The sequence below is a fragment of the Paraburkholderia sp. CNPSo 3272 genome (assembly GCF_024206495.1).
GTDB lineage: Bacteria > Pseudomonadota > Gammaproteobacteria > Burkholderiales > Burkholderiaceae > Paraburkholderia.
In genome coordinates, this window is record NZ_JAMBPQ010000006.1 from 287,975 (window position 1) to 313,794 (window position 25,820).

Sequence of the window (25,820 nt, forward strand, 5' to 3'; positions counted from 1 at the left end):
ATTTTTTATTCTGCATGACGAATGATTTACTTACCCCAGCGCAGCACGAGCGGATCGAGGCGGCGCGCAATGTCGATCAGCTCGGCGCGCGTCGCGGGATTCATCGCGGGCAGCGGGTGGCGCGGCAGTTCGCACTCGATCACGCCGCCTTCCTTCATCAGCGACTTGCAGGCGAGCAGGCCCGCCTGGCGGTTTTCGTGATTGATGAGCGGCAGCCACTTCTGGTACAGCGCGAATGCGTCGTCGGCGCGGCCTTCGCGGTGGGCTACGATAATCGGGCGAATACCGTCCGGAAAACCGCCGCCCGTCATCGAGCCGGTCGCACCGGCGTGCAGGTCCGCGAGCAAGGTGATGGCTTCTTCGCCGTCCCACGGGCCCTCGACGGCCTCGCCCGCCAGCTTGATCAGCTCGCGCAGCTTGTTCGCCGCGCCCGGCGTTTCGATCTTGAAATACGAGACCTGGTCGATCTCGCGCGCCATGCGCGCGAGAAACGCCGCGGAGAGCACCGTGCCGCTCGCGGGCGCGTCCTGGATCATGACCGGAATGTCGATCGCATCCGACACGCGCGCGTAGAAGTCGTAAATCTGCTGCTCGGGCACGCGGAAGGTCGCGCCGTGATACGGCGGCATGAGCATCACCATCGCCGCGCCCTGCTCCTGTGCGCGCTTGCTGCGTGCGGCGGCAACCGGCGTGCCGTAATGCGTGGTCGTCACGATCACGGGCACGCGGCCCGCCACGTGCTCGAGCACGGTGCGCGTGATGAGTTCGCGCTCGTCGTCGGAGAGCGAGAACTGCTCCGAGAAGTTCGCGAGAATGCACAGGCCGTCCGAGCCCGCGTCGATCATGAAATCGACGGCGCGCTTCTGGCTTGCCAGATCCAGTTCGCCCGTTTCGGTGAACGTGGTCGGCACGACGGGGAAAATGCCCTGATAGCGGGGCGTACGGCTCGTAGTCATGTCTTCAGTCCTGCTTGAGAAAGAGTGTCAGCCCGTGCCTTCACGATTCGCTGGCCAGTTGTCCGGTGCCGCGCCCAGGCGTGCGCAGCACCGCGCGCACGGCGAACGTCACGAGCACCGCGAACACCAGCGTGGCCGCGAGAAAGTAAAGCCCGGCCGCCAGGCTGCCCGTCGCGTCCTTGATGAGCCCGATGCCATAGGGGCCGAGATAGCCGCCGAGATTCGCGAGCGAGTTGATCGTCGCGATCCCCACGGCCGCGCTCGCGCCGGTGAGGAACTCGCCGGGCAGCGCCCAGACCACGGCCTGAATCGAGTAGATCGAAAAAGCGGTCAGGCAGATGAACAGCAGTTGCAGCGCCGGCGCGTGAAACCACGCGCTCGCGGCCATCGTCAGCGCCGCGACGCCCGAGACCACGACAATGTGGCCGTAACGTTCGCGATGCTTGTCCGAATGGCGCGGCACGATCAGCAAGCCCACTACCGCGAACAGATACGGCACCGCGGAAAGCAGGCCCGCCGTGGAATCGCTCACGCCGAACGCCTTGATAATGGTAGGCAACCAGAGCGACAAACCATAGATGCACAGCGGAAACGGCAGAAACAGCAGCGCAAGCAGCAGCACGCGGCGGTCCTTGAGCGCGCTAAACGGGTTGCGATGCGTGTCGAGCCGGTAGGCGCGCTGATCGGCGGCGAGTTCGCGCGCGATCCAGCGGCGCTCGTTGTCGTCGAGCCAGTGCGCGTGCGCGGGCGATTCGGGCAACAGACGCAACGTGGGAATGCACAGCAGCACGGCGGGCAGGCCGCTCACGACAAACAGCGTCTGCCAGTTCGACATGCCGAAAAAGCCATGCGTTTCGAGCAGCGCGCCCGCGAGCGGCCCCGTGACGATGCCGGCGATGGGCTGCGCGAGCACGAGCAGGCCGATCACGCGCCCGCGGTGACGCATGGGGAACCACTGCGTGAGGAAATAGAGAATGCCCGGATAGAGACCGGCTTCCGCCGCCCCCAGCAGGAAGCGCAGCGCGTAGAAGCTTTTCGGGCCGCTCACGAGCGCCATCAGCATCGTGATCACGCCCCACGTGAAGAGGATGCGCGCGAACCACACGCGCGCGCCGAAGCGCGCGAGCGCGAGATTGCTTGGCACTTCGCAGAGGAAATAACCGATGAAGAAGAGACCGGCGCCCAGGCCGTAGGCGCCGTCGGAAAGGCCTACGGCCGCGTTCATGTGCAGCTTCGCGAAGCCGACCACGGTGCGATCGACGTACGCCACCACATAGATCAGCGCGAGAAAAGGCAGCAGCCGGCGCGCGATATGGCCGACGATGTGCTGTTCCTCGCTGCTGGCGCTTGCCAGTGCAGCGGGGCTTTCGTGTTGCAGCACCTGCGGGTTCGTCATCGTGTCTCCAAGCTAATTTCTTCTCTTAAGCGGTGCGCCCTTCGTGTTTGCCGCGCTCAGGGCGCCGGCGCGCCCTGACCCATTGCAACAACCGCTCAGTGCGAATGCCGCGGCACCGCCGCTCCGCGCTTGCCCACGAGGAAGTCGAGGTCGCAACCCTCGTCGGCCTGCAGCACGTGATCGACGTAAAGGCGCGCATAGCCGCCCTTGCCCAGCTGCTCCGCCACGCCGGGCGCCGCCGCCGGATCGACATCGCTCAAACGGCGCGCAAGTTCCTCGTCGCCGATGTCCAGATGCAGGCGACCCGATTCGCAGTCCAGCTCGATCCAGTCGCCGTTGCGCACCGCCGCGAGCGGCCCGCCCGCCGCCGCTTCGGGCGCCACGTGCAGGACCACCGTGCCGTAAGCCGTGCCGCTCATGCGCGCATCGGAAATGCGCACCATGTCCTTCACGCCCTGGCGCAGCAGCTTGGGCGGCAGGCCCATGTTGCCGACTTCGGCCATGCCGGGGTAGCCGCGCGGGCCGCAGTTCTTCATCACGAGGATGGAGTCCTTGTCGACGTCGAGCGATTCGTCGGCGATCGTCGCCTTGTAGTGGTCGAAGTTTTCGAACACCACGGCGCGGCCCCGATGCTTGAGCAGCTCGGGCGTGGCCGCCGAAGGCTTGAGCACGGCACCGCGCGGCGCGAGATTGCCGCGCAGGATACAGATGCCGCCGTCTGCGATCAATGGGTTGTCGAGTTGACGGATCACTTCGTCGTTGTAATTGGGCGCCTCGCGCACGTTGTCCCAGATGGACTTGCCGTTGACCGTGAGCGCATTGGGATGCGGCAGGAGGTTCGCTTCGCCGAGCCGGCGCAGCACCGCCGGCAGACCGCCCGCGTAGTAGAACTCTTCCATCAGGAAGCGGCCCGACGGCTGCAGGTCGACGATGGTCGGCGTGTTGCGGCCAATGCGCTGCCAGTCTTCCAGTTCGAGATCGACGCCGATGCGGCCGGCAATCGCCTTCAGGTGAATCACGGCGTTGGTCGAGCCGCCGATGGCGGCATTCGTACGAATGGCGTTCTCGAACGCTTCGCGCGTCAGGACCTTCGACAGCTTCAGGTCTTCCAGCGCCATCTGCACAATGCGGATGCCCGACATGTGCGCGAGCACGTAGCGACGCGAATCGACGGCGGGAATCGCGGCGTTGTGCGGCAGCGAAACGCCGAGCGATTCGGCCATGCAGGCCATCGTCGAGGCGGTGCCCATGGTGTTGCAGGTGCCCGCCGAGCGCGACATGCCCGCTTCGGCCGAAAGGAACTGGTGCAGGTTGATTTCCCCCGCCTTCAGCTCCTCGTGCAGCCTCCAGACCACGGTGCCCGAGCCGATGTCACGGCCTTCGTGCTTGCCGTTGAGCATCGGACCGCCGGTCACGACGATGGCGGGCACGTCCACACTGGCTGCGCCCATCAGCAGCGCGGGCGTGGTCTTGTCGCAGCCGCACAGAAGTACGACGGCGTCGATAGGGTTGCCGCGAATCGCCTCTTCCACGTCCATGGAAGCGAGATTGCGCGTGAGCATGGCCGAGGGACGCAGGTTCGATTCGCCGTTCGAGAACACCGGAAACTCGACCGGGAAGCCGCCCGCTTCATAGATGCCGCGCTTCACGTGCTCGGCGAGCTTGCGGAAATGCGCATTGCAGGGCGTGAGTTCCGACCAGGTGTTGCAGATGCCGATGATCGGGCGACCATCGAATTCGTGATCGGGAATGCCTTGATTCTTCATCCAGCTTCGGTACATGAAGCCGTTCTTGTCCGTGGTGCCGAACCACTGTTGGGAGCGCAGTTTGGGTTTCGTATCCGACATCGTGTTCGTCTTGTGGAGCGGGTAGTTCGCCGAATGCTTCAAGCGATGGATTCGGCACAGTCTAGGGAGAAGTCTGATAACCTTCTAATGAAATAATGGACGCATCCGATATCGAAATCGGCATTAGTATAAACACCTAAAACTATTTGGGAAATCAGGTGGAGACATGCTGGATACGAGCCCCTGGTACGTACGCACGCGGCTGAAAACGCGGCAATTGCTCCTCGTCGTGGCGCTGGCGGAGGAAGGCAACATTCACCGCGCGGCGGCGGCGCTGAACATGACGCAGCCCGCCGCTTCGAAGCTCCTGCGCGAGCTCGAAGACATGCTCGGCGCGGTGCTGTTCGAGCGCATGCCGCGCGGCATGCGGCCCACGCTGTACGGCGACGCGCTGATCCGCCATGCGCGCGCCGTGCTGGGCAGCCTCGACCAGGCGCAGGAGGAACTGAGCGCGCTCAAGGCCGGGCGCCTCGGCCACGTGGCGGTGGGCGCGATCACATCGCCAGGCGTGCGCGTACTGCCCGCGGCCGTTGCGGCGGTCAAGCGCACGCATGCGAACTTGCGCGTCTCCGTGGAAATCGACGCCAGCAACGTGCTGCTCGAACACCTGGCGCAAGACAAGCTCGACGTGGTGCTGGGCCGCCTTTCCGCCGAGCACGACAAGCTCCAGTTGCGTTACGAACCGCTCGCGGGCGAGCCCGTGTGCGCCGTGGTCCGGCCGGGGCATCCCATGCTTGGGGCATTGCAGGACGAGGCCCAGGCGATCGCGCTCGCCGACATTGCGCGCGCGACGTGGGTCGTGCCGCCGGTCGGCAGCGTGCTGCGCCACCGCTTCGAGCTGATGTTCCAGCGCGCGAGCCTCGCGCCCCCCTCGAACGTGGTCGAAACGCCCGCGCTGCTCTTCATCACGCGCGTGCTGGAGCAAAGCGACATGATCGCCGTGCTCACCGAGGACGTGGCGCGCTACTACGCGGCGCACGGCATGGTCGCGATCCTGCCCGTGCCGATGGATTGCCAGATGGACGACTTCGGCATCATCACGCGTGCGGATGGCCTCCTCACGCCCGCGGCGAGCGTGATGATCGAGGCGTTGCGGCAGGTGAGCGCCGACATTTACGGCACGCACGGCGGCGAGCAAGGCGCGCGATAATCGTGCGACGAAACCCGCGCGAGAGGACCGAACCATGCCCGCCAGCCATCCCGCCGCTCCCGACAGCACCGCCATTCGCGTCGCGCTGTGGCGCGCGCTGCACGTCCAGGTCGACGATGCGCCCCACGTGCTCGAAGACGAAACCGGCATGCAGATCGCCGCGCCCGAGTCGAACTGGCGCGAGCGGGCCGATATGCACCCTGCAGGCACGCGCGGCTATCGTGCGTCGATCGTCGGGCGCGCGCGCTTTGTCGAGGACCTCGTGGCCGAACAGACCGTGAAAGGGCTCGCGCGGCAGTACGCGATTCTCGGCGCGGGACTCGACACGTTCGCGCAGCGCCACCCCGAAATCGCCTCGCGCCTGCACGTGTACGAGGTGGACAAGCCGGGCACGCAGGCCTGGAAGCGTCAGCGGCTCATGGAGCTGGGGTATCGCGAGCAGGCCTGGCTGCGCTTCGTGCCGGTCGATTTCGAAGCCGGTGAAACGTGGTGGGAACGGCTCGCAGCGGCCGGGTTCGATGCCGCGAGTCCCGCGGTGATCGCCTCGACGGGCGTCTCCATGTATCTCACGCGCGAAGCGAACCTCGCGACGCTGCGGCAGATCGCGCAGCTCGCACCGGGCTCGACGCTCGTCATGACGTTCCTTTTGCCGCTCGAACTCATCGACGAGCCCGAGCGCTCGCAGCATGCCGCCGTGTATGAACGCGCGAAGGCGGCGGGTACGCCGTTCGTGAGCTTTTTCGCGCCCGATGAGATGCTTGCGCTGGCAAGCGAGGCCGGGTTGCGCAATGCGCGTCATGTTTCGACCGCGGATCTCACCGCGCGTTACTTCGCAGGACGAAGCGACGGGCTAATTCCGGCTAGCGGGGAATCGATTCTTGTGGCGACGGTTTGAGGGGGGTGTCGGTCGCTCTTGTTGTTCCCCCTATGATTGCGGGCCGGCGCACGGTGCGCGAAGCGACGCGCAGTGGAGTCGAGGGCGGCGCCCCCCAAGGTATGCGTCGTGCAGCGCCTCGATACGGGCGAGTCTCGCACGGCGGTAAAACCGCATGCAAGTTGCTGGCCCCGCGCAATCGCGCTGTCGAGACGACCTGGTCTTGATAGGGCAAACGATCTACACTGGAAGTCAGCACAACCGAATAGATCGGCCAGCCGTTGCGGACTGATCGCATCCCGTTTGCCTTCATTATGCGGAGCCTTGTGCTGTCCCTTGCGTCTGGAGGTGGCCATGAAAAAGGAGAGGAAGACTGCACGGCAGATTCTGTCCGTGATCTCCCGCGAGGTTGTTTCGGTCAGCCCCGATGACACGGTGCTCGCGGCGCTGCATTTAATGGCGAAAAGGGACGTCACGACCGTGCTTGTGCTGCAAGGCGGCAAGCTTGCCGGCATCCTGTCCCAGCGCGACTACGCTCGCAAGGTAGAAGTGCTCGGCCGCGATGCCGCCAGCACCAGGGTTGGCGAGATCATGACCACCGAGGTGTTTTACGTGACACCCGAGCACACTTGCGATCAGTGCCTCGCGTCGATGCATACCAGGCGGATCCGGCACTTGCCGGTAATCGAATCCGGGCACGTCATTGGCGTGCTTTCCAGCAGCGACCTCCTGGAAGAACTTTTTCAGGAGGACGAGCATTTCATCACGCTGCTCGAGCATGACATGCTCTATCTGACGATCGATACGGGCGGCGCCTATTAAACGCTCCGCCACTCGCGCCCAGCTCGCGCGGGGCCCCGGATGACAGTCCCCGGCAGTCGCTATGTCCCGCTCAGGTAGTCAGCCGTCGATACGCGCTCAAATGACGAACCAGGCCCTGCGGGTCGCCACGTCTTTCGAGCAGCATTGCCAGATTGTGGTGTGCGTCCGCGTACATCGGGTCGAGTTCGAGGCAGCGCATATAGCTTCGCTCAGCGTCTTCGAAGCGGCCCAGTTCCTCGAACGCAATCGCGCGATTGAAGTGCAACACCGCGTCGTCGGGGAAGTGAGCTAACGCTTCGTCCGACAGTTCAAGCGCATCCTCGCAACGCGCTTCGAGTTCGCACAGCAACGCGCCCAAATCAACGTAGGCAGCATAAAAAGGTTGCGGCGATAGCGCTATCGCCTTGCGGTACGCCCGTTCAGCACCGTTCACATCGGATGCTCTCAGCTGCTCGCCGAGGTCGTACCACTCCTGCGCCTGATGCGCGAGATTCTTTTGTGCAGGCGCCGAGTCGAGAAACACGACGTCGCCCTTGATTTGCGCCACTTCGAAATCCAGCAGGAACTGACCGGTGGCGGCATCCCATTGCGAAGGACCGGTTCGCACGGCCACGTCGTTGCCGACCGCCGATACGCGAATCCCCGTAAGCGGCAACGCATCGGGCAACTCGTCTCTCAGTCGCGTGAGAGCCATGATGATCTTGCGCGGCGCAATGCGCGCATCGCGCAGTTGCAACGCCGTACGCAGCAGCACGACGTCCTGGAACGTGAAGCGGTAGGCGTTTCGCGGTCCCCGCGAAGGCTTCACGAATCCGGCAGCAACGAGGTCCGATACCACCTTTCGGGAAACGCCCAGCATGGCCTGCAATTCGCGCATCGAAATCTCTCGCGCGGCGACTTGTGGCGTCACTTGCGCGCCCGGACCTTGGCAGGCGCTTCAGCGGGCGCCTTGGCGGCACGCGCCGGCGGCTTGCGCGTCTTGGGCGCGACAGGCAGCTCGGTAACGGGCTCCGCGCTCTTGCTGCGCTTCGGCGCCGGAGCGGCCTTCGCTTTTGCGCCACCCTTCAAACTCGCGCGCAAGGCGTCCATCAGGTCGATAACCTGTCCGCCGCCAGCCAGCTCTTCGCGAGCCTCGTGAACGACGACCTGCTTGCCTGCGATCTTTTCGTCGATGGCAGCGAGGATGCGCTTCTTCTCTTCGTCTTCGTACGCAGTCGGATCGTAATTGTCCTCGGCGCCCTGCTCGATAATCTGCAGCGCGAGTTTCATCTCGGTATCGGATACGTCGACATGTTCGACGTTCAGGGCAGCCAGCGAACGAACCTCGTCGGCGTACAGCAGTTGCTGAAAGACGAGCCCATCTTCTTCGGGGCGCACCTGCACGATCCGCGTCCGTCCTTTCGACGCCCATTTCGCCAACGCGCAGCGGCCGCTCTGCACCAGCGCCTGCTGCAACAGGCTGTACGGCTTGCCGCCTCGCTTGTCGGGCGCAATGTAGTAGGCCTTGTCGTAGAAGACCGGGTTGATCGCCTCTTGCGGGATGAAGGCCATGATTTCGACGACGTGGCTCGCCGCGTCTTCCAGCGCCTTTAGCTCGTCGGTGGTGAAGACCACGAAGCGGTCCTTTTCGAATTCGTAGCCCTTGTTCATGCTCGAGCGCTCGACAACGTCGCCCGTCTTTTCGGAGACGTATTGCTGCTTCACGCGCGAGCCGTCGGGCGCCAGCATGTGGAAGCGGATGTCGGACGAACTCTCGGTGGCGGTATAGAGCTTCACCGGAATCGAAACGAGCCCGAAGGACAGCGTCAGGGAAGCGATTGAGCGGGCGGGCATGGACTTCTCCTCGCGGATTTGCACTTTTGGCACGTCGCTTACGCAAAGCGCGTGCCGCCGCCTGGCGGCGGTCGTTTCATTTTAGGAGCTTTATCGCAGATGCCAACGATTGCGCCCCCGACCAGTAATCCGCCCACGGGTCCTGCTGCTGGAAGCTGAGGTACTCGCGGGCCGTTTGTACGGTCCACTGCGCCCCGCTCTTGAGATCGTTCAACTGCGCCCAGGAAACTGGCATCGAGACGCCCATGCCGGGTCGCGCCCGTGCGGAAAACGCCGCGGCAGTCGTCTGCGCCTTGCCGTTGCGCAGGTAGTCGACATAGACCTTTCCGACCCGGTTCGAAGCCCCGGAGGTCGCCGAAAAGCGCTCGGGAATCGTCTTCGCCAGATGGCGCACGAATGCCTGGGAGAACGACTTGACCGCATCGTAGCCCAGCCGCGGGGCAAGCGGCACGACGACGTGCAAGCCCTTTCCGCCGCTCGTCTTCAGCCAGGCTTGCAGATCCAGTTCCGACAACAACGCCTGAACCAGCAGCGCGGCTTCCTGAACGCGCCCCCATTTCACGCCCTCGCCTGGGTCCAGGTCGAAGATGACCCTGTCGGGCTTGTCGAGCCGTCGAACGGTCGAATTCCAGGTGTGAAACTCGACGGTGTTCAACTGTGCCGCCGACAGCAGCGCGTCGACCGTGTCGACGGTCAGCAAGGGCGGATGATTCGGCCAGAGACTGCGGTCGTGAGCCGTCAATCCGGGCATGCCTGTGCTCTCGGCATGCTTCTGAAAGAACAGGTCGTCGGCAATGCCTGCGGGCGCGCGGACCATCGTGATCGGCCGGCCTTTCAGGTGAGGCAGCATCCGTTCCGCGATACTCGCGTAGTAGCGGACCAGGTCCGCCTTCGTCATGCCGGTCGATGGGTCGACGACGCGTTCCGGATGCGTGATTTTCAGCTTCGGTTGCGGCTCCGGCGCCTGCGTCTTTCCCCCCTCCCGGACGACGCCGGTCGGCGGCTTGTCGATGCGCAGGCCTCTGAACGAGGCCTGGCGGATGACGCCATCGGCCGTCCATTCCGCGAACTCGACCTCTGCGACGAGTTCAGGGCGAACCCATCGCTCGCTGCCGGCCGAGCGCCTGGACCATCGGCGCCGCCTTGCGACGTCGACATCAAATGGTGCCGCATCGACCTCGAGCGGCGTCAGCCGCGCCCACAGGTCCCGTGCGGTCCTCGCGTCCCAGCCGGTGCCGACGCTTCCGGCGTCGCGAAGCTTGCCGTCTACGTAGTAACCAAGCAACAGACTGCCGACCTCGCCGTCTTTGCCGCCTCTGCTCGTGAAGCCGCAGATGACCAGTTCCTGCCGCAGTCGGGACTTCGCCTTGAGCCACGTCTGGGTCCGCCCCGATTCATAGGGCGCGTCGCGGCGCTTGAGCATCAGGCCTTCGAGGCCCAGGCCCGAGGCGGCCTCGAACATTTGGGCCGGGGGCGCCTCAAAGTCCTGGCTGAACCGGATGTGCTCACCGGCATTTTGAAGAAGCTGCGCGAGACGCATGCGCCTCGCCCACAGCGGCACCTTCCTGAGGTCTCTCCCGTCGAGGTACATCAGATCGAACAGGAAGTAGACGATGTCCTGATTCGCGTTGCCGTCGATCGCATCTTGCAGCGCAGCGAAACTGGGAAGGCCGTTTTTGAGGACGGTGATTTCGCCATCCAGCCACGCACTGTTGAGCGCGAGCGCTTCGACCTCTGCGGCAAGCGCGGGAAACCTGGCTGTCCAGTCATGACCGCCTCTTGTGATGAGTCGCACATGGCCTTTGGCGACGCGTGAGAGCATGCGATAGCCGTCGAGCTTTGCTTCGGTTATCCAGTCGCCGCTCGTGGGAAGCGATGCCGCCAGGGTCGCAAGCTGGGGCTCGAGTCTGGCAGGCAACGCAGCGGACACCGCCGCGGAAAGATCTATTTCCGACGATCCGCTGCGCGCAGGCCTCGCCACCCTCGGCGCACGTTCCTCGATGAGCCCGAGCGGCTCAGCCGTGACGCTATCGGGAAGCGCCTTGATGACATCGTATTCGGCAAGCGGCTGCGCCCAGGCATCGCGCTTCTTGAACAGCATCCACTGGTCTTGCCTGTCGCCGGCCTTCGATATGCGAACCAGTTCCCAGAGTCCGGCAAGCTTTTCGCCGTGGAGCCGGAAGACCAGCTTGCCGGCAGTCATTCCCTCATGCGGATCACCGACGGGTTCCCAGGTCCCGCGGTCCCACACAATCACGTCTCCGGCGCCGTATTGCTTTGCCGGAATCGTGCCTTCGAAGCCCGCGTAGTCGACCGGATGGTCCTCGACGTGAATGGCCATCCGTTTTTCCTTCGGGTCGTAACACGGGCCTTTGGGTACGGCCCAGGACAGCAGCACCCCGTCGAGTTCGAGCCGAAAGTCGTAGTGCAGTCGGCTCGCCCAGTGCTTCTGCACGACGAAGCCAAGATGTCCATTTTCAGCGGGCGGGCTGGCAGCCGGTGGCGCCGGTTCAGGCGTGACACGGAAATCCCGCTTTGTTTTATAGCGGGAAAGCGGCGGTGATGGCGGATTGCGGTCGCGGGTTGAGGCCATGACGATAGTCTAGGAAGAAGTGTCACCTGGTGCGTCGCAAATGGAATGAACCGAAGCGTTCCCTGTATCAGGCTGCCATCCAGCCGGACCCAAAAGACAAAGCGGGAGCCGGCTCTCGCCGCTCCCGCCAGATCACTTCGTTGTGCTCACAAGCACCGCGAAAAGCCGCGGCCAATGCTTAGCTCATGTGCAGACCGCCATTGAGCGAGAAGTCCGCGCCGGTCGAGAAGCCCGCTTCGTCGGATGCGAGCCACGCCACGATCGAGGCGATTTCCATCGGTTCGCCGAGGCGCCGCACCGGAATGCTGTCGACGATCTTCGAGAGCACTTCGGGCTTCACCGCCTTCACCATGTCCGTGCCGATATAGCCGGGCGAAACGGTATTGACGGTCACGCCCTTGGTCGCCACTTCCTGCGCGAGCGCCATGGTGAAGCCGTGAATGCCGGCCTTGGCCGTGGAGTAATTCGTCTGACCGAACTGGCCTTTCTGCCCGTTCACCGACGAAATGTTGATCACCCGCCCGAAGCCCCGCTCGATCATGCCGTCGATCACCTGCTTCGTGACGTTGAAGAGGCTCGTGAGATTGGTGTCGATCACCGCGATCCAGTCTTCGTGCGTCATCTTGCGGAAGACGACGTCGCGCGTGATGCCGGCGTTGTTGACCAGGATATCGATTTCCCCGACGTCCTTCTTCACCTTCTCGAACGCAGCAGCCGTGGAGTCCCAGTCGGCCACGTTGCCTTCAGACGCGACGAACTCGTAGCCCAACGCCTTTTGCTCATCGAGCCAGCGCGTCTTGCGCTGCGAGTTCGGGCCGCAGCCCGCGACCACCGTGTAGCCATCCTTGTGCAGACGCTGGCAGATGGCCGTTCCGATGCCGCCCATGCCGCCGGTCACGTAGGCAATACGCTTTGCCATAGATCCTCCTTTTGCTTTAGGGGGTAGGTGAGTTGGGAAAGACTCTGGAGGATGGAGTCAGTTTGACGAGCGCCACCAAGCCGGGCGATGGGGAAATACCCGTACAGGAAAACGCCTGCCGCAATCCTTCCGTAAGACAGCGTGTGCCGGCCTTCGCTCGATGCCGACGGACACCCGGATCAGCGTAGCAGCGTCCTTTGAGGGACACAAGACGATCACGCCCTCGGACGTGCGCAAAAGCACACAATTACCTGGCATGCCTTAATAAATGCATGAGGGGAAATGTGTTTTGCATAAAGACACGGCCCGGCTCCATTCGAGGCCGGGCCGTACGCAGACTCGCTGCGCAGGAATCAAACAAGCATCAAAGGCCGGCGGCGAGGCGCTCGTTGCCAAACCCCTCGGGCAAATCCGTCACGTATTCGAGCCGCCCCACTGCTTCAAGCAGCGAGCGGCCGGCAATCGTGAGCGACAGGCGGCGGTGGCCTTCCGTCCATTGCTCGAGCGCCACCAGCTGACGCTCGAGCAGCGTGTCCAGTTCCTGGCGGTTCATGTCGATCTGATCCGGCGAATGGCGGACCAGCATCAGCGTGGCGAATTCTTTCGGGCTCAGCAATGTCGTCTCCCAGTAACTTTCATGCCGCAACCAGGGGCACAGAGCCGCATATGTTCGAGGTTTAATGTGACACGGGCGTGACTGTCACAATTTCGCTCCCGCACTATATTGAGTTTGCATATCGGGCGGTGCCGCCCTCTTTGCGGCCGGCGGCGTCTGTGCCGGCAGAAGCGCCGTGCCGCATTCCTCCACGAGGTTGCGCAGTGAGGTCGGGAAGAGCGTGCCGGGGTCGTCGGCAATGCCTGCGCCGTCGTCGCGCAGCGCCGCGCCGATGCCCACCACGATGGTCGCGTCAGGCGCACGCTCGCGCAGGCGCCGCACGAGATTGCGCAGGTACGGCGCCGACTCGGGCGCATCGAGCGACACCACACAGATGGCCGGCGAGCGCTCGTCGATCATGGCCCCGCGCGTGGCGCGCACTTCGTCGTAGGTGGTGGCCGTGCAAGGGATATTGCGCCGCATGAGCAACTGGCCGACGATCGCCACCGCCACGTCGTCGAACGCGCCGCGTCCGGGCACGCAGAGCACCTCGCCCGCGTCCGGCGAGAGCGTGAACTCGATCACCCGCGCGCCTTCGTCCGCGCCTTCAACGGACTTCCTGGCGCTCTCCCCCTCGGGTGCGGCGTGACGCGAATCGTCCACGGACTCGAGATCCTCGACGATATCGAGCAGCGCCTGGTTGATGCGCGCGACCTGCTCGGCGGGCAGCACGCCGCGCAAGGCGTCGTTGCGCGCGAAGCGCAGGCCCTCGAACGCCACCTGCTCGTAATAGTCGATGAGCGGCATGCCGGTGAGCAGCCGGTCCGCCTGCAGCAGTGCCTCGTGGGGATCGTCGGCGAGCAGGCGCTGGTAGCACATCTGCGCGGGCGTAAGGGCGGGCTGGTCGCCAAGCAGGATCGTGAGGAAGTTCAGCCGGTCCACGTAGCGGCCCAGCGTGACGATGCACAACGTGAGCGGAGTGGAAAGCACGAGCCCCACGGGCCCCCACAGCCAGCTCCAGAAGATCGCCGCCACCACCACGGCCAGCGGCGAGAGGCCCGAGCGCTTGCCGTAGAGCATCGGCTCGGCGAACTGCCCCGCCACCACGTCCACGACGATGAAGAAGATCAGCGTCGTCACGCCCATGGTCCATTGCGGCTGCGTGGCCGCGGCGACGATCGTCGCCATGATCGCGGCGATCCAGATGCCGATGTACGGCACGAAGCGCATGAGCGCCGCCACCGCGCCGAACAGCAGCGCGCCCGGCACGCCGATGCCGGCCAGCCCCAGCGCAATCACCCCGCCCACCGTGACGTTCACGCCGACCTGCGCGACGAAGTAGCGCGAGAGCCGCTGCGAGGCATCGTTGATGGCGGTCGTGGTGCGGTGCAGGTCGTCGGAGCCGAACACGCTGATGAGCCGGTCGCGCAGGTCCTCGCGCTGGAACAGGATGAAGATCGTGACCACGAGCACGATGAAGGTCGTTTCCAGCGGTGCGATAGCCGGGGCGAGCGCCTTTTGCGCGAGCGTAAGCGGCGTGGGCGCGGGCGTATGGACCTCCACGGGCATCGGCTGCTGCGGCTGGTTGCGCGCTGCGCGGCCGCGCGGCTGCGGCGGCGCGGGCGGCGGCGTGGGCGTCACGCGCTGCAGCGCGGTGGCGGCCCGCGACATCAGCGAGTCGGCGCGGCCCACGGTTTTTTCCTGCACCGTTTTCACTTTCTGCCCTATCTCTTCCTGGTACTCCGGCAGGGAGGCGGAAAGCTGATACACCTGCGCGGCGATCAGCGCGCCCACGCCGGCAAGCGCGAGCACGGTGGACAGCACAGCAACGAGAATGGCGAGGAACTGCGGCACATGAAAGCGCCGCAGCGTGGTCACGAGCGGCGCCAGCAGAAAGCTCAGCAGCACCGAGAGCGTAATGGGAATCAGCACCGCGCGCCCGAAGTACAGGCCGCACACCACGACCACGCCTGTAATGACGGAGGCGAGGCCGTGCAGCGTCGGCGGGCTTGGCGGAAACACCCGGTTGCGGCGGCCCTGCGGCGGCAGCGGGAAATTCATGTCGTTTTGGATCGGCAAAAAAAAACATCGGGGCCGCGCCGGCTCGGGCAAGCGCACGGCCCATCTATACGCACGAGGCGCACCTGGAAATGGTACAGCGCCTCCACACGCGAGGCGCAACCGTCCAGATTTTCGCAGGTCGCGAGAGGCGGACGCAAAAAGCGCGCGTCACTGCGTCTGCGTCTTGCCCGTGACGAGCTCCTGATTGCGCGCGGTGAGGAACTGGATGAGCCCATCCACGCCGCCCTGCTGGATCTTCTCGTTGAACTGCTGGCGATAGGTCTGTATCAGCCACGCGCCGAGCACGTTCAGGTCGTACAGGCGCCAGCCTTGCGGCGTCTTGTACAGGCGGTAATCGATTTCAACCGGATTGCTGTTGGTCTGCGCGAGCGTGCGCACGACGACGTCGGTGTCGCCCGGCGAGCTGCGCATGGGCGGGTACTCGATCTTCTGGTCAGGCTTCAGTTGCGCGATGGCGCCCGAGTAGAGATGGATCAGCAGCAGCTGGAACTGCTGCTCGATCTGCGCTTGCTGCTCGGGCGTCGTGGTGCGCCAGTGCGGCCCCATGGCGAGGCGCGTGGTGCGGCGAAAATCGACGTACGGAAGAATGTCGCGGTTGACGATATCCTGAATGCGCGCGATATCGTCGGGCGCGATGGCCTTGGTGCGAACTTCGTCGAGGATCTGCTGCGTGGCGGTCTTGATGAGCGCCTGCGGGTCCGACTGGTCCACCTGGACCGATTGAGCAAACGCCGCCGTAGCGGGCAGGAACGACAGACACCACGCAAGCAGCGCGGTCATGCGGAATAGCCTGGTCATCGATATCTCTGGGCAATGGCGGGAGCGGCGAGCGGGCGCGAATTCGATGAGCTGCACGCATCGCGCGAGCGCACGCCAGCGCTCAGTCTAGCGGGTCAGGCGCACTCTGGCAGGATCGCTGTGCGGCTCGTGGCGATCGCGCGCGTATGACTTCACGCGCGGGGCGTACGAGCCCGTGCATCGGATTCCGTGAGGAACGCCTCGAGCCCGAATAGCCAGGCCACGCAAAACGACAGACGCGAGAGCACGGCGGGCATCGGATCGCCTTCGCTGTCGTCGGTGCCCTCCCCCAACGCGTTCTCGCCAGAAGCGAGTGCGCCTCCCAGTGGCGCGGACGTGGTCGATAAAGGCGATTGCTGGCGAGAAATGGCTTTGGACTCCATGGCTGCGGTACTCCTCGGTGCGGACCGGATTGTGATTGGCGCTATGGCGAAGCAAAACCCATACCAAGTCACGGCGTGATGCCCGGCCCGGCCGCAGCAACGTCCGCGCACCCGCACGCGACATGCGCCCTGTAAAAACTACACGCGCGTTACGGCAAAGCGGAGCAGCCCGCGCGCGCCAGGCCCAACAGTGGTTGCACGGGCAAGCGGGCACGTAAAACGCATGCAGCCGCACGCCCGCCCGCTCGCTCGCCCTGCCTGCCCGCGTAATCGGTTCAATTGCAATGCAATCAGGATCGAATCACTACGATGGTGTAAGGTTCAGCGGTTCGTCTCGACGACGAGGCGCGCGCCCATCGCTCAGGAGATCGCATGAACACACCGGAACAGATTCGCATTGCGGACATCCTCAGCCAGCATCGCGACACGCTGCTCGCCGAATGGCTGCGCCTGCATCTGCCGATCGCGCTGCGCCGCGGCCTCGCGATGGAGGGGGAAATTCGCGAGCAGTTCTCCGCGTTCCTCAACATCTTTCTCGACACGCTGCCGAACACCGAAACCTTCGACTCGGGCCGCCCGGAGTGGGAGCCGGTACGCGCGTTCCTGGCGGAGATGTCGGCGCACCGCGCGCGTCAGGGCTACACGCCGCTCGAGACGGCCACCTTCGTGTTCTCGTTCAAGGAGCCGCTCTACGCGCGCCTGCACGCGGCCTTTTCACATAACCCCGTCGAATTCGCCCAGCTGAGCTGGCAGGTGAACCTGCTGCTCGACGGCTTCGGCCTCTATACCACCGACATTTTCCAGAAGAGCCGCGAAGCGATCATCGCGCGCCAGCAGGAAGAGCTGCTCGAGCTTTCCACGCCCGTCGTGCAGCTTTGGGAAGGCATCCTCGCGCTGCCGCTCATCGGCACGCTCGATTCCGCGCGCACCCAGGTCGTCATGGAGAGCCTGCTGCAGAAGATCGTCGACACGGGCGCGGGCCTCGCGATCATCGACATCACGGGCGTGCCCACTGTCGACACGCTCGTCGCGCAGCATCTGCTCAAGACCGTCGCCGCCGCGCGCCTCATGGGCGCGGACTGCATCATCAGCGGCATCCGCCCGCAGATCGCGCAGACCATCGTGCATCTGGGCGTCGATCTCACCAACGTCACGACCAAGTCCACGCTCGCCGACGCCTTCGTCATCGCGTTGCAGCGCATCGGCGCGACCATCATCTCGCCGAAGGCCACGGCCTGAACGCCACTCAGCGCCACTGAAGCACGGGAACCGCACACGATGGAACGCATTCCGATTCTGCGCCTCGGCGACTGCCTGATCGTCACGATCCAGGTGGACATGCACGACCGCCTCGCGATCGCACTGCAGGACGACCTCACCGAGCGCATCGTGAAAGAGTCGGCCAAGGGCGTCCTGATCGACATCTCGACGCTCGACGTGGTCGACTCGTTCATCGGCCGCATGATCAGCAATACGGCCGCCATGGCGATGATGCTCGACGCGCAGACCGTGGTCGTCGGCATGCAGCCGTCCGTTGCGATCACGCTGGTCGAGCTCGGTCTCACGCTGTCGGGCGTGCGCACCGCGCTGAACGTCGAAAAAGGCATGGCGCTGCTCAAGCAGCGCCAGCTCCGGTGAGTCCCATTACTCCCTTAGCTAGCACGTCTTTTGCGTTCAACATGAATAGCAACGACACGACCGGAAGGCTTGCGGCCCAGGTGAGCCTGAGATCGGACGAGGAAATCGTCCGGCTGCGACAGATCGTGCGCGACGCCGCCATCGCGCAGGGTTTCTCGCTCATCGAGCAGACCAAGTTCGTGACGGCGGCGAGCGAGCTCGCACGCAATACGCTGCAGCATGGCGGCGGCGGCGATGCGCGCCTCGACGTGCTGGAAAGAGGTGTGCGCGTGGGACTGCGGCTCTCGTTCGTGGATCAAGGTCCGGGGATTGCTGACATCGAGCGCGCGCTGCAGGACGGCTTCACGAGCGGCAATGGCCTGGGCTTGGGCCTTGGCGGCTCGCGGCGCCTGTGCGACGAATTCACGATCGAATCGACTCCGGGTGCCGGCACGACGGTCACCATCACGAAATGGAAAATACGCTAGACGGCGCGGCCGGCTCCGCCGGCGGCAGCCACCGCTCCTTCGAGATAGGCGACGCCAGCAGCGTCGCCTATGCACGGCGCGGCGCCGCCGAAGCCGGGCGCATTGCCGCGCTCACCGAGACCGACGCCGGACGCCTTGCGATCGTGCTCACCGAAGCGGCCACCAACATCCTGAAGCATGCCGGCCACGGCGAGTTGCTCGTGCGCGCGCTGGAGGGCGCAGTGGAGCTGATCGCACTCGACGGCGGCCCCGGCATGACCGACGTTGGCGCCGCGCTCACCGACGGTCACTCCACCACCGGCACGCCTGGCACCGGGCTCGGCGCGATCCGGCGGCTCTCCAACCAGTTCGCCATTTACTCGCAGCCGGGCGCGGGCACGGTGTTGCGCGTGCTCGTGCAGAAAAGCGGCGTCAACGCAGCGCACGCGGCGTTCACCCGACCCGAGATCGGCGGCGTCTGCGTGCCTTACCCCGGCGAGGAAGTCTGCGGCGACGGCTGGCAGGCGCAGGCCGACCAGAGCGGCCTCACCCTCGCACTCGCCGACGGCCTCGGCCACGGCGCCCAAGCGCACGTCGCCGCGGTGGCCGCGCTCGACGTGCTGCGCCGCCGCGCCGGTCTCGCGCCCGCCGCGCTCATGGAACTCTCGCACGCGGCCCTGCGCCACACGCGCGGCGCAGCCCTCGCGCTCGTGCGCATCGATCTCGTGCGCGGCGCGCTCGCATTCTGTGGCACGGGCAACATCTCGGCGGTCGCGTACGGCGCGGGCCGCCCCATCGATAAGCGCGCTTCAGCCGGCCACGCGCAGCGGCCCGCGGGCGCAGGCGCACCGCCCGCGCGCGAGTGCTACCAGCTCGTCTCGCGCAACGGCATCGTGGGCCACACGATGCGCGGCATCCAGGAGTTCGAGCTGACGTGGAACGAGAACGCGCTCCTCGTCCTGCATTCGGACGGCATCGGCACCCGCTGGGACCTCGCCGCCTGGCCCGGCCTCGCCAACCAGCCCGCCGCCATGATCGCGGCCGTCCTCTACCGAGACTTCGCGCGCCGGCGCGACGACGCCACCGTCGTCGTCGTGCGCGCCCGCCCCGGAGTACAGTTGAACCATGAATAAGCCACTGCTGCGCATCCGTCTGCAAACCGCCCAGGACGTCGTCGCCGCGCGCCGCCGCGCGCGCGAACTGGCCGCTGGGCTCGGCTTCTCGCAGCTCGACCAGACGCGCATTGCGAGCGCCGTCTCCGAAATCGCCCGCAACGCGTTCGAATATGCAGGCGGCGGCGAAGTCGCCTTCGCGCTGCAAGGCGAGCGGCCGCGCGAAGCGCTCGCCGTGCAGGTGAGCGACCAGGGCCCCGGCGTGCGCGAACTCGAAGCCGTGCTCGACGGCACCTATCGCTCGCCCGGCGGCATGGGCCTCGGCATCACGGGCAGCCGCCGCCTCATGGATCGCTTCGAAATTCGCTCGTCGGCTCGCGGCACGACCGTGATCATGGCGCGCGACTTGCCGCATGAGCGCGGCGAGGGTAGCGGCCCGGAACTCGAGCGCATCGTGCGCGAACTCGCGGCACGCAGTCCGCTGGAAGGCCCTCACGGCGACTCGCTGGAAGAACTGCAGCAGCAGAACCGCGAACTCGTCACCGCGCTCGACGAACTGCGCGAACGCCAGGAAGACCTCTCGCGCCTCACGCAGGAGCTGGAGGCGACCAACCGCGGCGTGGTCGCCCTCTACGCCGAGCTCGACGAGCGCGCCGAGGAACTGCGCCGCGCCGACATGATGAAGACACGCTTCCTCTCGAACATGAGCCACGAACTGCGCACCCCGCTCAGTTCGATCCGCGCGCTCGCGAACCTGCTGCTCAACCGGCTCGACGGCGACCTGAGCGTGGAGCAGGAACGCCAGGTCAAGCTGATTCTTTCGTCTGCCGAAAGCCTGGGCGAGACCGTGAACGACCTGCTCGACCTCGCGAAGATCGAAGCTGGCAAGACCGAAGTCGTGCCCGCGTGGTTCGATGCCGCCGACCTCTTCGCCGCGCTGCGCACCATGCTCGTGCCGCTGCTCGATACGCCGGACGTGACGCTCGAGTTCGGTTCCACGGCAGGGCTGCCGCAGCTCTACACCGACGAACCCAAACTCACGCAGATCCTGCGCAATTTCGTTTCGAACGCGCTCAAGTACACGGAACGCGGGCAGATTCGCGTGGGCGCCCAGTGCATGCCCGGCGACGGCGACGAGGCGCGCATCACCTTCTTCGTCGCGGATACGGGCATCGGAATTGCTCCCGAACACCACCAGATCATTTTCGAGGAGTTCGGCCAGGTGCAGAACCGCCTCCAGCAGCGCGTGAAGGGAACGGGTCTTGGCCTGCCGCTGTGCCGCAAGCTTGCGGCGCTGCTGGGCGGCGAAGTGGGTGTGGAAAGCGAGCCCGGCGTGGGCTCCACGTTCCGCCTGAACGTGCCGGTGTGCCTCGCGACGTCCGTCGAGGGCGAATCCGAGACCTCCGGGGGCGCGGCGCCATGAACGCGCACACCACGCTTATCCTCAACGTCGACGACAACGAAGGCGCGCGCTACGTCAAGTCGCGCGTGCTGCGCCACGCCGGCTACCCCGTGATCGAAGCCGCGACAGGCCAGGCCGCGCTCGAAGCCGTGCGCGAACAGGCGCCTGCGATCGTGCTGCTCGACGTGAAGCTGCCCGACATCAGCGGCATCGAGGTGTGCCGCCTCATCAAGGCGGACGCGCAGACGAACTCCACGCTCGTGCTGCAAACCTCCGCCGCCGCGGTGCAAACGCGCGACAAGATTCTCGCGCTCGACGGCGGCGCCGACAGCTATCTCACCGAGCCCGTCGAGCCCGCCGAGCTGGTGGCGAACGTGCGCGCGCTCCTGCGCCTTTACGCGGCCGAAAAAGCGCTGCGCGACGCCGACCGCCGCAAGGACCGCTTCCTCGCGACGCTCGCGCACGAACTGCGCAATCCGCTCGCGCCGATTCGCAACGCCATCGAACTGCTCGACCCGCGCCACGGCGCGAACGACGTCATGCGCGCCGACGCGCGGCAGATCGCAAGCCGCCAGGTCGAGCATCTCGGCCGCCTCGTCGACGACCTGCTCGACGTCTCGCGCATCTCGCACGGCAAGATCGCGCTGCAGATGAGCACGCTCGACCTGCGCGAGATCGTCCAGATCGCTGTGGAAACGAGCCGGCCCTTCCTCGACGCGAAGGCGCAAACGCTCACGGTCGAGATCGACTGCGAGCCGTGCCATGTGACCGGCGATGCAATACGCGTGGCGCAGATCATCAGCAACCTGCTTTCCAACGCCGCGAAGTACACGGCCGAAGGCGGCCAGATCGCGTTGCGGCTCGAAGCGGACGTCTACGAGATCCTGATTCGCGTGCGCGACAACGGCATTGGCATCGCGCCCGACGAGCTGCCCTATGTGTTCGAGCTTTTCATGCAGTCGCGCGAAGCCGTGAAGCGCGCCGACGGCGGCCTCGGCATCGGCCTCGCGCTCGTGCGCGAACTCGCGGAACTGCACGGCGGCTCGGCGAGCGCGCATTCGGACGGGCTTGGACTCGGCTCGGAGTTCGTCGTGCGTCTGCCGCTCGCGCGGGCGCCGCAGTGCGAAGCGCCGCGCGACGAGCCGCATGGCGCGCGGGAACAGATCGCGCCGCCGCGCCGCCGCGTGCTGATCGCCGACGACAACGTCGATTCCGCTTCCTCGCTGCTCATGCTGCTGGAGCTCGAAGGCCACGAGGTCCGCGTGGCGCACGACGGACCGGGCGCACTCGCACTCGCGCAGAGCTTCCTGCCCAATGTGGCGATTCTCGACATCGGTTTGCCTGGCATGGATGGACACGCACTGGCGAAGGCGCTGCGCGCCGCGCCGGCCACCGCGCACGTGCAATTGATCGCGCTCACGGGCTACGGCCAGGAGCGCGACCGCCAGGCAGCGAGCGAGGCCGGCTTCGATCGGCATCTCGTCAAGCCCGCGCCGTTCGAAGAAATCCTGCGGGAAATCGAAAACGCGCCGCCGGATTGAGTGGCGCCGCGCGGTCCGCCTGCCGACCGTTCGCGCTACCCAGGTCCCGTTCGCGCCCGTTTCCCCGCGCTTCGTCGCATCCCCCTCGCCCCCCCCGCCGCCACTCACCACACTGCAGACATCGCCCCCGCTCGACTCGCCAAGGAGAGCCGCATGTCTGCCATCATTGCCGCGCACGTCGTCGCCGCAACGCTTTCTGTCATACTCGGAACCGCCGTCATGCTGACCGAAAAGGGCAGCCCCCGGCACAAGTGGCTCGGCCGTCTCTGGGCGCTGACGATGTTCGCCGCCGCGCTCAGTTCGTTCGACATCCGCGAGCTGCATCCGGGGCATCTGTCCTGGGTGCACGGCCTGTCGCTGCTGACGTTCGCGACCGTCGGGCGCGCGATCTGGGCGATCCGCCACGGCAATGTCCGCGGCCATCGCCTCGCAATGCGCGGTTCGTTCTTCAGTCTCCTCGCTGCCGGTCTCGCCGCCGTTGCGACGCCGCACCGGTTGCTCAACCTCATCGTCACGAGCTGGATCGCATGATTCCTGGCATGCACGTCGAGTTTCCGAACGCCGCCGCCCGCCTCCCCGCGCCGGCGGCCAATGTCCTGCTCGCCGGGTTCGCGCGCGAGGGCGTGATCGTCGTGATCGGCAACGCGCTGATTGCGGTCGCGCTGACTGTCGCAGGCGTGCACGGGCGATTCATCGACAACCTCGTCTTCAGCCAGGCGATCGGGCTTTCGATCATGCTGCTGCTCGACGTCAGCCGCTTTTTCCTGCAACGCCACAATGCGCTCACGGGGCCGCGCCTCGCCCTCGCGATGGTGCTCGCCATCGTACTCGGCGCGTCTCTCGGGCGCGGCATTGCGAGCGTGGTGCTCGGAATCGGCTTGCACAACGCGTTCGCGACGAAGGATCTCGCGCTCACCGGCTGGATCGCGCTGACCGCCACGCTGCTCGTCACCTGGTATGGGTGGTCGCGCACGCGCATTGCCGAACTGAGCGAACAGGTCGCGCGCACGGCATGGCAAAAGGAAGCCGCCGAGCGCACGGCGCTCAGCGCGCGCCTGCAAGCGCTGCAGGCGCAGATCGAGCCGCACTTTCTGTTCAACACGCTGGCGACCCTCGACAGCCTGATCGCGTCCGACCCGCCGCGTGCGCGCGAGCTGCTCGCGAGCCTCAACCGCTTCCTGCGCGCGACGCTGGAGGCCTCGCGCGCGCAAAGCGAAACGCTCGCGGTGCAGTTCAAGGTGCTCGACTCGATGCTCGCCGTGCACGCCATGCGCATCGGCCCGCGCCTCGCCTACGCGCTCGACCTGCCGCACGATTGCGCCGACCTCCCGGTGCCGCCCATGCTGTTGCAGCCGCTCGTGGAGAACGCACTCAAGCATGGCATTCAGGGAGCGCTCGAGGGCGGCAGAGTCGACGTCCTCGCACGCCGCGACGGTGAACATGTCGAGCTGAGCGTGACCGATACCGGACCGGGCTTCGGCGCGACGCCGGGCACCCAGGGCGCGGGCGTCGGGCTCGTGAACGTGCGCGAGCGGCTTGCGGCGCTCTATGGCGAGCAGGCGTCGCTCACGCTGATCGAGAACGTTCCGCATGGCCTCGTTGCGCGGGTCCGGCTGCCGCTGCGCGATACGGCTGCCGCAAGCGTGCGGGAAACCGAATCATGAAACGCCACACGCCCGCCGATACGGCGCCACACGGCGACGCCTCGCACCGCTCGCCCGACACCCCAACCGCGCTGATCGCCGAGGACGAGCCGCTGATCGCCGCCGCCCTGGAGCGAGAACTAGCCGCCGCGTGGCCCGAACTGCGCATCGTGGCGACGGCCGGCAACGGCGAAGAAGCCATCGAACGCATCGGCGCGCTCGCGCCCGACGTCGCGTTCCTCGACATCGCCATGCCGGGTGCAACCGGCCTCGATGTCGCGCGCGCGTGCGCGAATCTCGCCGCGCCGCCGCAGATCGTGTTCGTGACCGCCTACGACGCCTACGCGCTCGAAGCCTTCGAGGCCGCGGCCATCGACTATCTGCTCAAGCCCGTCGAAACAGCGCGGCTCGCGCGCACGGTGGAGCGCCTGCGCGCCCGGCTCGCGCGAGCGGCGGCGAACGACACCGAAGCGCCGCAGATGCAGGCCGATCTCCAACGCGTGCTGCGTCAGCTGGAAACGATCACCGAGGACGTCCGCGAAGCGCGCGCCGGTGCGCGAGCGGGCAATGCCGATAGCGCAGCGCGCGGGACGCCGCTGCGTTATCTGCGCGCCTCCAGCGGCAACGACATCCGCATGGTGCCGGTGGAAGATGTTTTGTACTTCGAAGCAGCCGACAAATATGTCGTGGTCACGACACGCAGCGGCGAACTGCTGATCCGCACGAGCCTGCGAGAGTTATGCGCACAACTGGACCCGGCGCGCTTCTGGCAGGTTCACCGCGGCACGGTGGTCAACGTGGACCAGGTGGAATGCGCCTCGGTCAGCGCGATCGGGAAGATGACGTTGAGGCTGCGCGGCCACGCGGGCGCACTCGACGTGAGCCGCCAGTACGCACACCTGTTCAAGCAGATGTGACGGGCGCCGCCAAACGGCAAACGCCTTCAACGCGGCTCTATTTTCGAATACCGCTGGGGCGGCTCGCCCATCGTCTTGCGAAACATCGAGATGAACGCGCTTGAATTCGCATAGCCGAGTTCGGCCGCGATCTCCGCCACCCGCACGCCTTGGGCGAGCTTCGACACGGCCTCGACGATGCGCAACTGCTGGCGCCAGTGGCCGAACGTCAACCCCGTCTCGTCCTTGAAGCGCCTCGCGAGGGTGCGCTCGCTCGCCCCCACGCGCTCGCCCCAAATCGCGAGCGAGTCGCCGTTGGCCGGCGCCGCCAGCAGGAAATCGCAAATCTGCCGCAAACGCCGGTCGAGCGGCAGCGGCAACCCGCCGCCCGAGGCCTCGCCCGCAGCGCATTTCACTGAGCAACAGCGGCGTTATGAGCGCGTAGCGGCTCTGCGGGTCGTGCTCGCGGTCTTCGACCAGCGCCCCCACCAATTCGCGCAACAGCGGCGAAACCCGCACCGCGTGGCATGCGGATGCCGGCCACGGCGACGCCTCCGGCTCGAACGACACGCTATGCATGCTCACCGCGCTCGTCGCGATCAATTCATGGCCCATACGCGGCGCGATCCACAGTCCGCGCTGCGGCCCGAGCGTCCACATGCCGATGGGCGTCATCACACGCAGCACCCCGCTCACCGTGAAAACGAACCGCCCCTGATCGTGCGAATGCCACGTTGCCCTATGGGCGGCGCCATATTTATAGCTTGTCGCCATCATTGGCAGTCGCCCTTGCGGTGCAGGACTTCAAGCCGTTCTCGACATAACTGGTCCACAATCGTTAATTCCTTCGCTGTTTAACGAACAAATAAGCTGTTTTGCGCAATTTAATTTCCC

Annotated in this window: 24 protein-coding genes and 1 pseudogene; 12 read left to right on the forward strand and 13 right to left on the reverse strand. The window is 65.8% G+C overall.

What is annotated here, in order from left to right:
• Positions 1 to 26: 26 nt before the first annotated feature.
• From M3I53_RS10770 to M3I53_RS10780, 3 genes are all read right to left on the reverse strand, one after another.
• On the reverse strand, positions 27 to 956 hold the full coding sequence (locus tag M3I53_RS10770) for a dihydrodipicolinate synthase family protein (RefSeq protein WP_254315922.1): 930 nt from the start codon (positions 954 to 956) through the stop codon (positions 27 to 29).
• Positions 957 to 996: 40 nt separating this feature from the next.
• On the reverse strand, positions 997 to 2,352 hold the full coding sequence (locus tag M3I53_RS10775; RefSeq protein ID WP_254315923.1) for an MFS transporter: 1,356 nt from the start codon (positions 2,350 to 2,352) through the stop codon (positions 997 to 999).
• A 95-nt stretch (positions 2,353 to 2,447) separates the two neighbouring features.
• Complete coding sequence (locus M3I53_RS10780; protein WP_254315924.1) at positions 2,448 to 4,199, reverse strand: IlvD/Edd family dehydratase; 1,752 nt, start codon at positions 4,197 to 4,199, stop codon at positions 2,448 to 2,450.
• A gap of 166 nt (positions 4,200 to 4,365) precedes the next feature.
• On the opposite strand from M3I53_RS10780, the gene M3I53_RS10785 reads away from it, so the two are divergent.
• The 3 genes from M3I53_RS10785 to M3I53_RS10795 all read left to right on the forward strand — a co-directional run bounded on the left by M3I53_RS10785 (position 4,366) and on the right by M3I53_RS10795 (position 7,045).
• Positions 4,366 to 5,349, forward strand: coding sequence for a LysR substrate-binding domain-containing protein (locus tag M3I53_RS10785; protein ID WP_254315925.1), 984 nt, complete (start codon positions 4,366 to 4,368; stop codon positions 5,347 to 5,349).
• A gap of 34 nt (positions 5,350 to 5,383) precedes the next feature.
• A complete protein-coding gene (locus M3I53_RS10790; protein ID WP_254315926.1) occupies positions 5,384 to 6,244 on the forward strand; it encodes a class I SAM-dependent methyltransferase in 861 nt (286 codons plus the stop codon).
• Between the two features lie 333 nt (positions 6,245 to 6,577).
• Positions 6,578 to 7,045, forward strand: coding sequence for a CBS domain-containing protein (locus tag M3I53_RS10795; protein WP_254315927.1), 468 nt, complete (start codon positions 6,578 to 6,580; stop codon positions 7,043 to 7,045).
• Between the two features lie 70 nt (positions 7,046 to 7,115).
• Here the strand turns inward: M3I53_RS10795 and M3I53_RS10800 are convergent, their stop codons facing one another.
• From M3I53_RS10800 to M3I53_RS10835, 8 genes are all read right to left on the reverse strand, one after another.
• Entirely contained in the window at positions 7,116 to 7,922 is an 807-nt protein-coding gene (locus M3I53_RS10800) for a tetratricopeptide repeat protein (RefSeq protein ID WP_302057643.1), read from the reverse strand.
• A gap of 29 nt (positions 7,923 to 7,951) precedes the next feature.
• A complete protein-coding gene (locus tag M3I53_RS10805; protein WP_254315929.1) occupies positions 7,952 to 8,878 on the reverse strand; it encodes a Ku protein in 927 nt (308 codons plus the stop codon).
• A 76-nt stretch (positions 8,879 to 8,954) separates the two neighbouring features.
• Complete coding sequence (gene ligD / locus M3I53_RS10810; RefSeq protein WP_254315930.1) at positions 8,955 to 11,471, reverse strand: DNA ligase D; 2,517 nt, start codon at positions 11,469 to 11,471, stop codon at positions 8,955 to 8,957.
• A 178-nt stretch (positions 11,472 to 11,649) separates the two neighbouring features.
• The gene (locus M3I53_RS10815; RefSeq protein WP_254315931.1) at positions 11,650 to 12,390 is read right to left on the reverse strand and encodes a 3-ketoacyl-ACP reductase; all 741 of its coding nucleotides are present in this window, start codon (positions 12,388 to 12,390) and stop codon (positions 11,650 to 11,652) included.
• Positions 12,391 to 12,754: 364 nt separating this feature from the next.
• Complete coding sequence (locus M3I53_RS10820; RefSeq protein WP_254315932.1) at positions 12,755 to 13,006, reverse strand: hypothetical protein; 252 nt, start codon at positions 13,004 to 13,006, stop codon at positions 12,755 to 12,757.
• An 84-nt stretch (positions 13,007 to 13,090) separates the two neighbouring features.
• A complete protein-coding gene (locus M3I53_RS10825; RefSeq protein WP_254315933.1) occupies positions 13,091 to 15,046 on the reverse strand; it encodes an AI-2E family transporter in 1,956 nt (651 codons plus the stop codon).
• Between the two features lie 168 nt (positions 15,047 to 15,214).
• Positions 15,215 to 15,865, reverse strand: a complete 651-nt coding sequence (locus M3I53_RS10830; protein WP_254315934.1) for a phospholipid-binding protein MlaC — start codon at positions 15,863 to 15,865, stop codon at positions 15,215 to 15,217.
• 152 nt (positions 15,866 to 16,017) lie between these two features.
• Positions 16,018 to 16,248 (reverse strand): hypothetical protein, encoded by a 231-nt coding sequence (locus tag M3I53_RS10835; RefSeq protein ID WP_254315935.1) that lies wholly within the window; start codon positions 16,246 to 16,248, stop codon positions 16,018 to 16,020.
• Between the two features lie 372 nt (positions 16,249 to 16,620).
• On the opposite strand from M3I53_RS10835, the gene M3I53_RS10840 reads away from it, so the two are divergent.
• The 9 genes from M3I53_RS10840 (at position 16,621) to M3I53_RS10880 (ending at position 24,947) form a co-directional block, all read left to right on the forward strand.
• On the forward strand, positions 16,621 to 17,487 hold the full coding sequence (locus M3I53_RS10840) for an STAS domain-containing protein (protein ID WP_254315936.1): 867 nt from the start codon (positions 16,621 to 16,623) through the stop codon (positions 17,485 to 17,487).
• Positions 17,488 to 17,526: 39 nt separating this feature from the next.
• The gene (locus tag M3I53_RS10845; RefSeq protein WP_254315937.1) at positions 17,527 to 17,886 is read left to right on the forward strand and encodes an STAS domain-containing protein; all 360 of its coding nucleotides are present in this window, start codon (positions 17,527 to 17,529) and stop codon (positions 17,884 to 17,886) included.
• 41 nt (positions 17,887 to 17,927) lie between these two features.
• Positions 17,928 to 18,353, forward strand: coding sequence for an ATP-binding protein (locus M3I53_RS10850; protein ID WP_254315938.1), 426 nt, complete (start codon positions 17,928 to 17,930; stop codon positions 18,351 to 18,353).
• A complete protein-coding gene (locus tag M3I53_RS10855; protein WP_254315939.1) occupies positions 18,338 to 19,465 on the forward strand; it encodes an ATP-binding protein in 1,128 nt (375 codons plus the stop codon). The genes M3I53_RS10850 and M3I53_RS10855 overlap by 16 nt, the downstream gene beginning before the upstream one ends.
• The gene (locus M3I53_RS10860; protein WP_254315940.1) at positions 19,458 to 20,867 is read left to right on the forward strand and encodes an ATP-binding protein; all 1,410 of its coding nucleotides are present in this window, start codon (positions 19,458 to 19,460) and stop codon (positions 20,865 to 20,867) included. Before M3I53_RS10855 ends, M3I53_RS10860 begins: the two co-directional genes overlap by 8 nt.
• A complete protein-coding gene (locus M3I53_RS10865) occupies positions 20,864 to 22,387 on the forward strand; it encodes a response regulator (protein WP_254315941.1) in 1,524 nt (507 codons plus the stop codon). The genes M3I53_RS10860 and M3I53_RS10865 overlap by 4 nt, the downstream gene beginning before the upstream one ends.
• A gap of 153 nt (positions 22,388 to 22,540) precedes the next feature.
• Entirely contained in the window at positions 22,541 to 22,918 is a 378-nt protein-coding gene (locus tag M3I53_RS10870) for a DUF2306 domain-containing protein (RefSeq protein ID WP_254315942.1), read from the forward strand.
• Entirely contained in the window at positions 22,915 to 24,051 is a 1,137-nt protein-coding gene (locus M3I53_RS10875) for a sensor histidine kinase (protein WP_254315943.1), read from the forward strand. Before M3I53_RS10870 ends, M3I53_RS10875 begins: the two co-directional genes overlap by 4 nt.
• Positions 24,048 to 24,947 (forward strand): LytTR family DNA-binding domain-containing protein, encoded by a 900-nt coding sequence (locus M3I53_RS10880; RefSeq protein WP_254315944.1) that lies wholly within the window; start codon positions 24,048 to 24,050, stop codon positions 24,945 to 24,947. The genes M3I53_RS10875 and M3I53_RS10880 overlap by 4 nt, the downstream gene beginning before the upstream one ends.
• 26 nt (positions 24,948 to 24,973) lie before the next feature.
• Here M3I53_RS10880 and M3I53_RS38440 read toward each other — a convergent pair whose 3' ends face one another.
• Together M3I53_RS38440 and M3I53_RS38600 are read right to left on the reverse strand one after the other, a co-directional pair.
• Positions 24,974 to 25,342, reverse strand: a complete 369-nt coding sequence (locus M3I53_RS38440) for an AraC family transcriptional regulator (protein ID WP_254315945.1) — start codon at positions 25,340 to 25,342, stop codon at positions 24,974 to 24,976.
• A 94-nt stretch (positions 25,343 to 25,436) separates the two neighbouring features.
• A pseudogene (locus tag M3I53_RS38600) lies at positions 25,437 to 25,703 on the reverse strand (AraC family ligand binding domain-containing protein); the annotation flags it as partial.
• Positions 25,704 to 25,820: the final 117 nt, after the last annotated feature.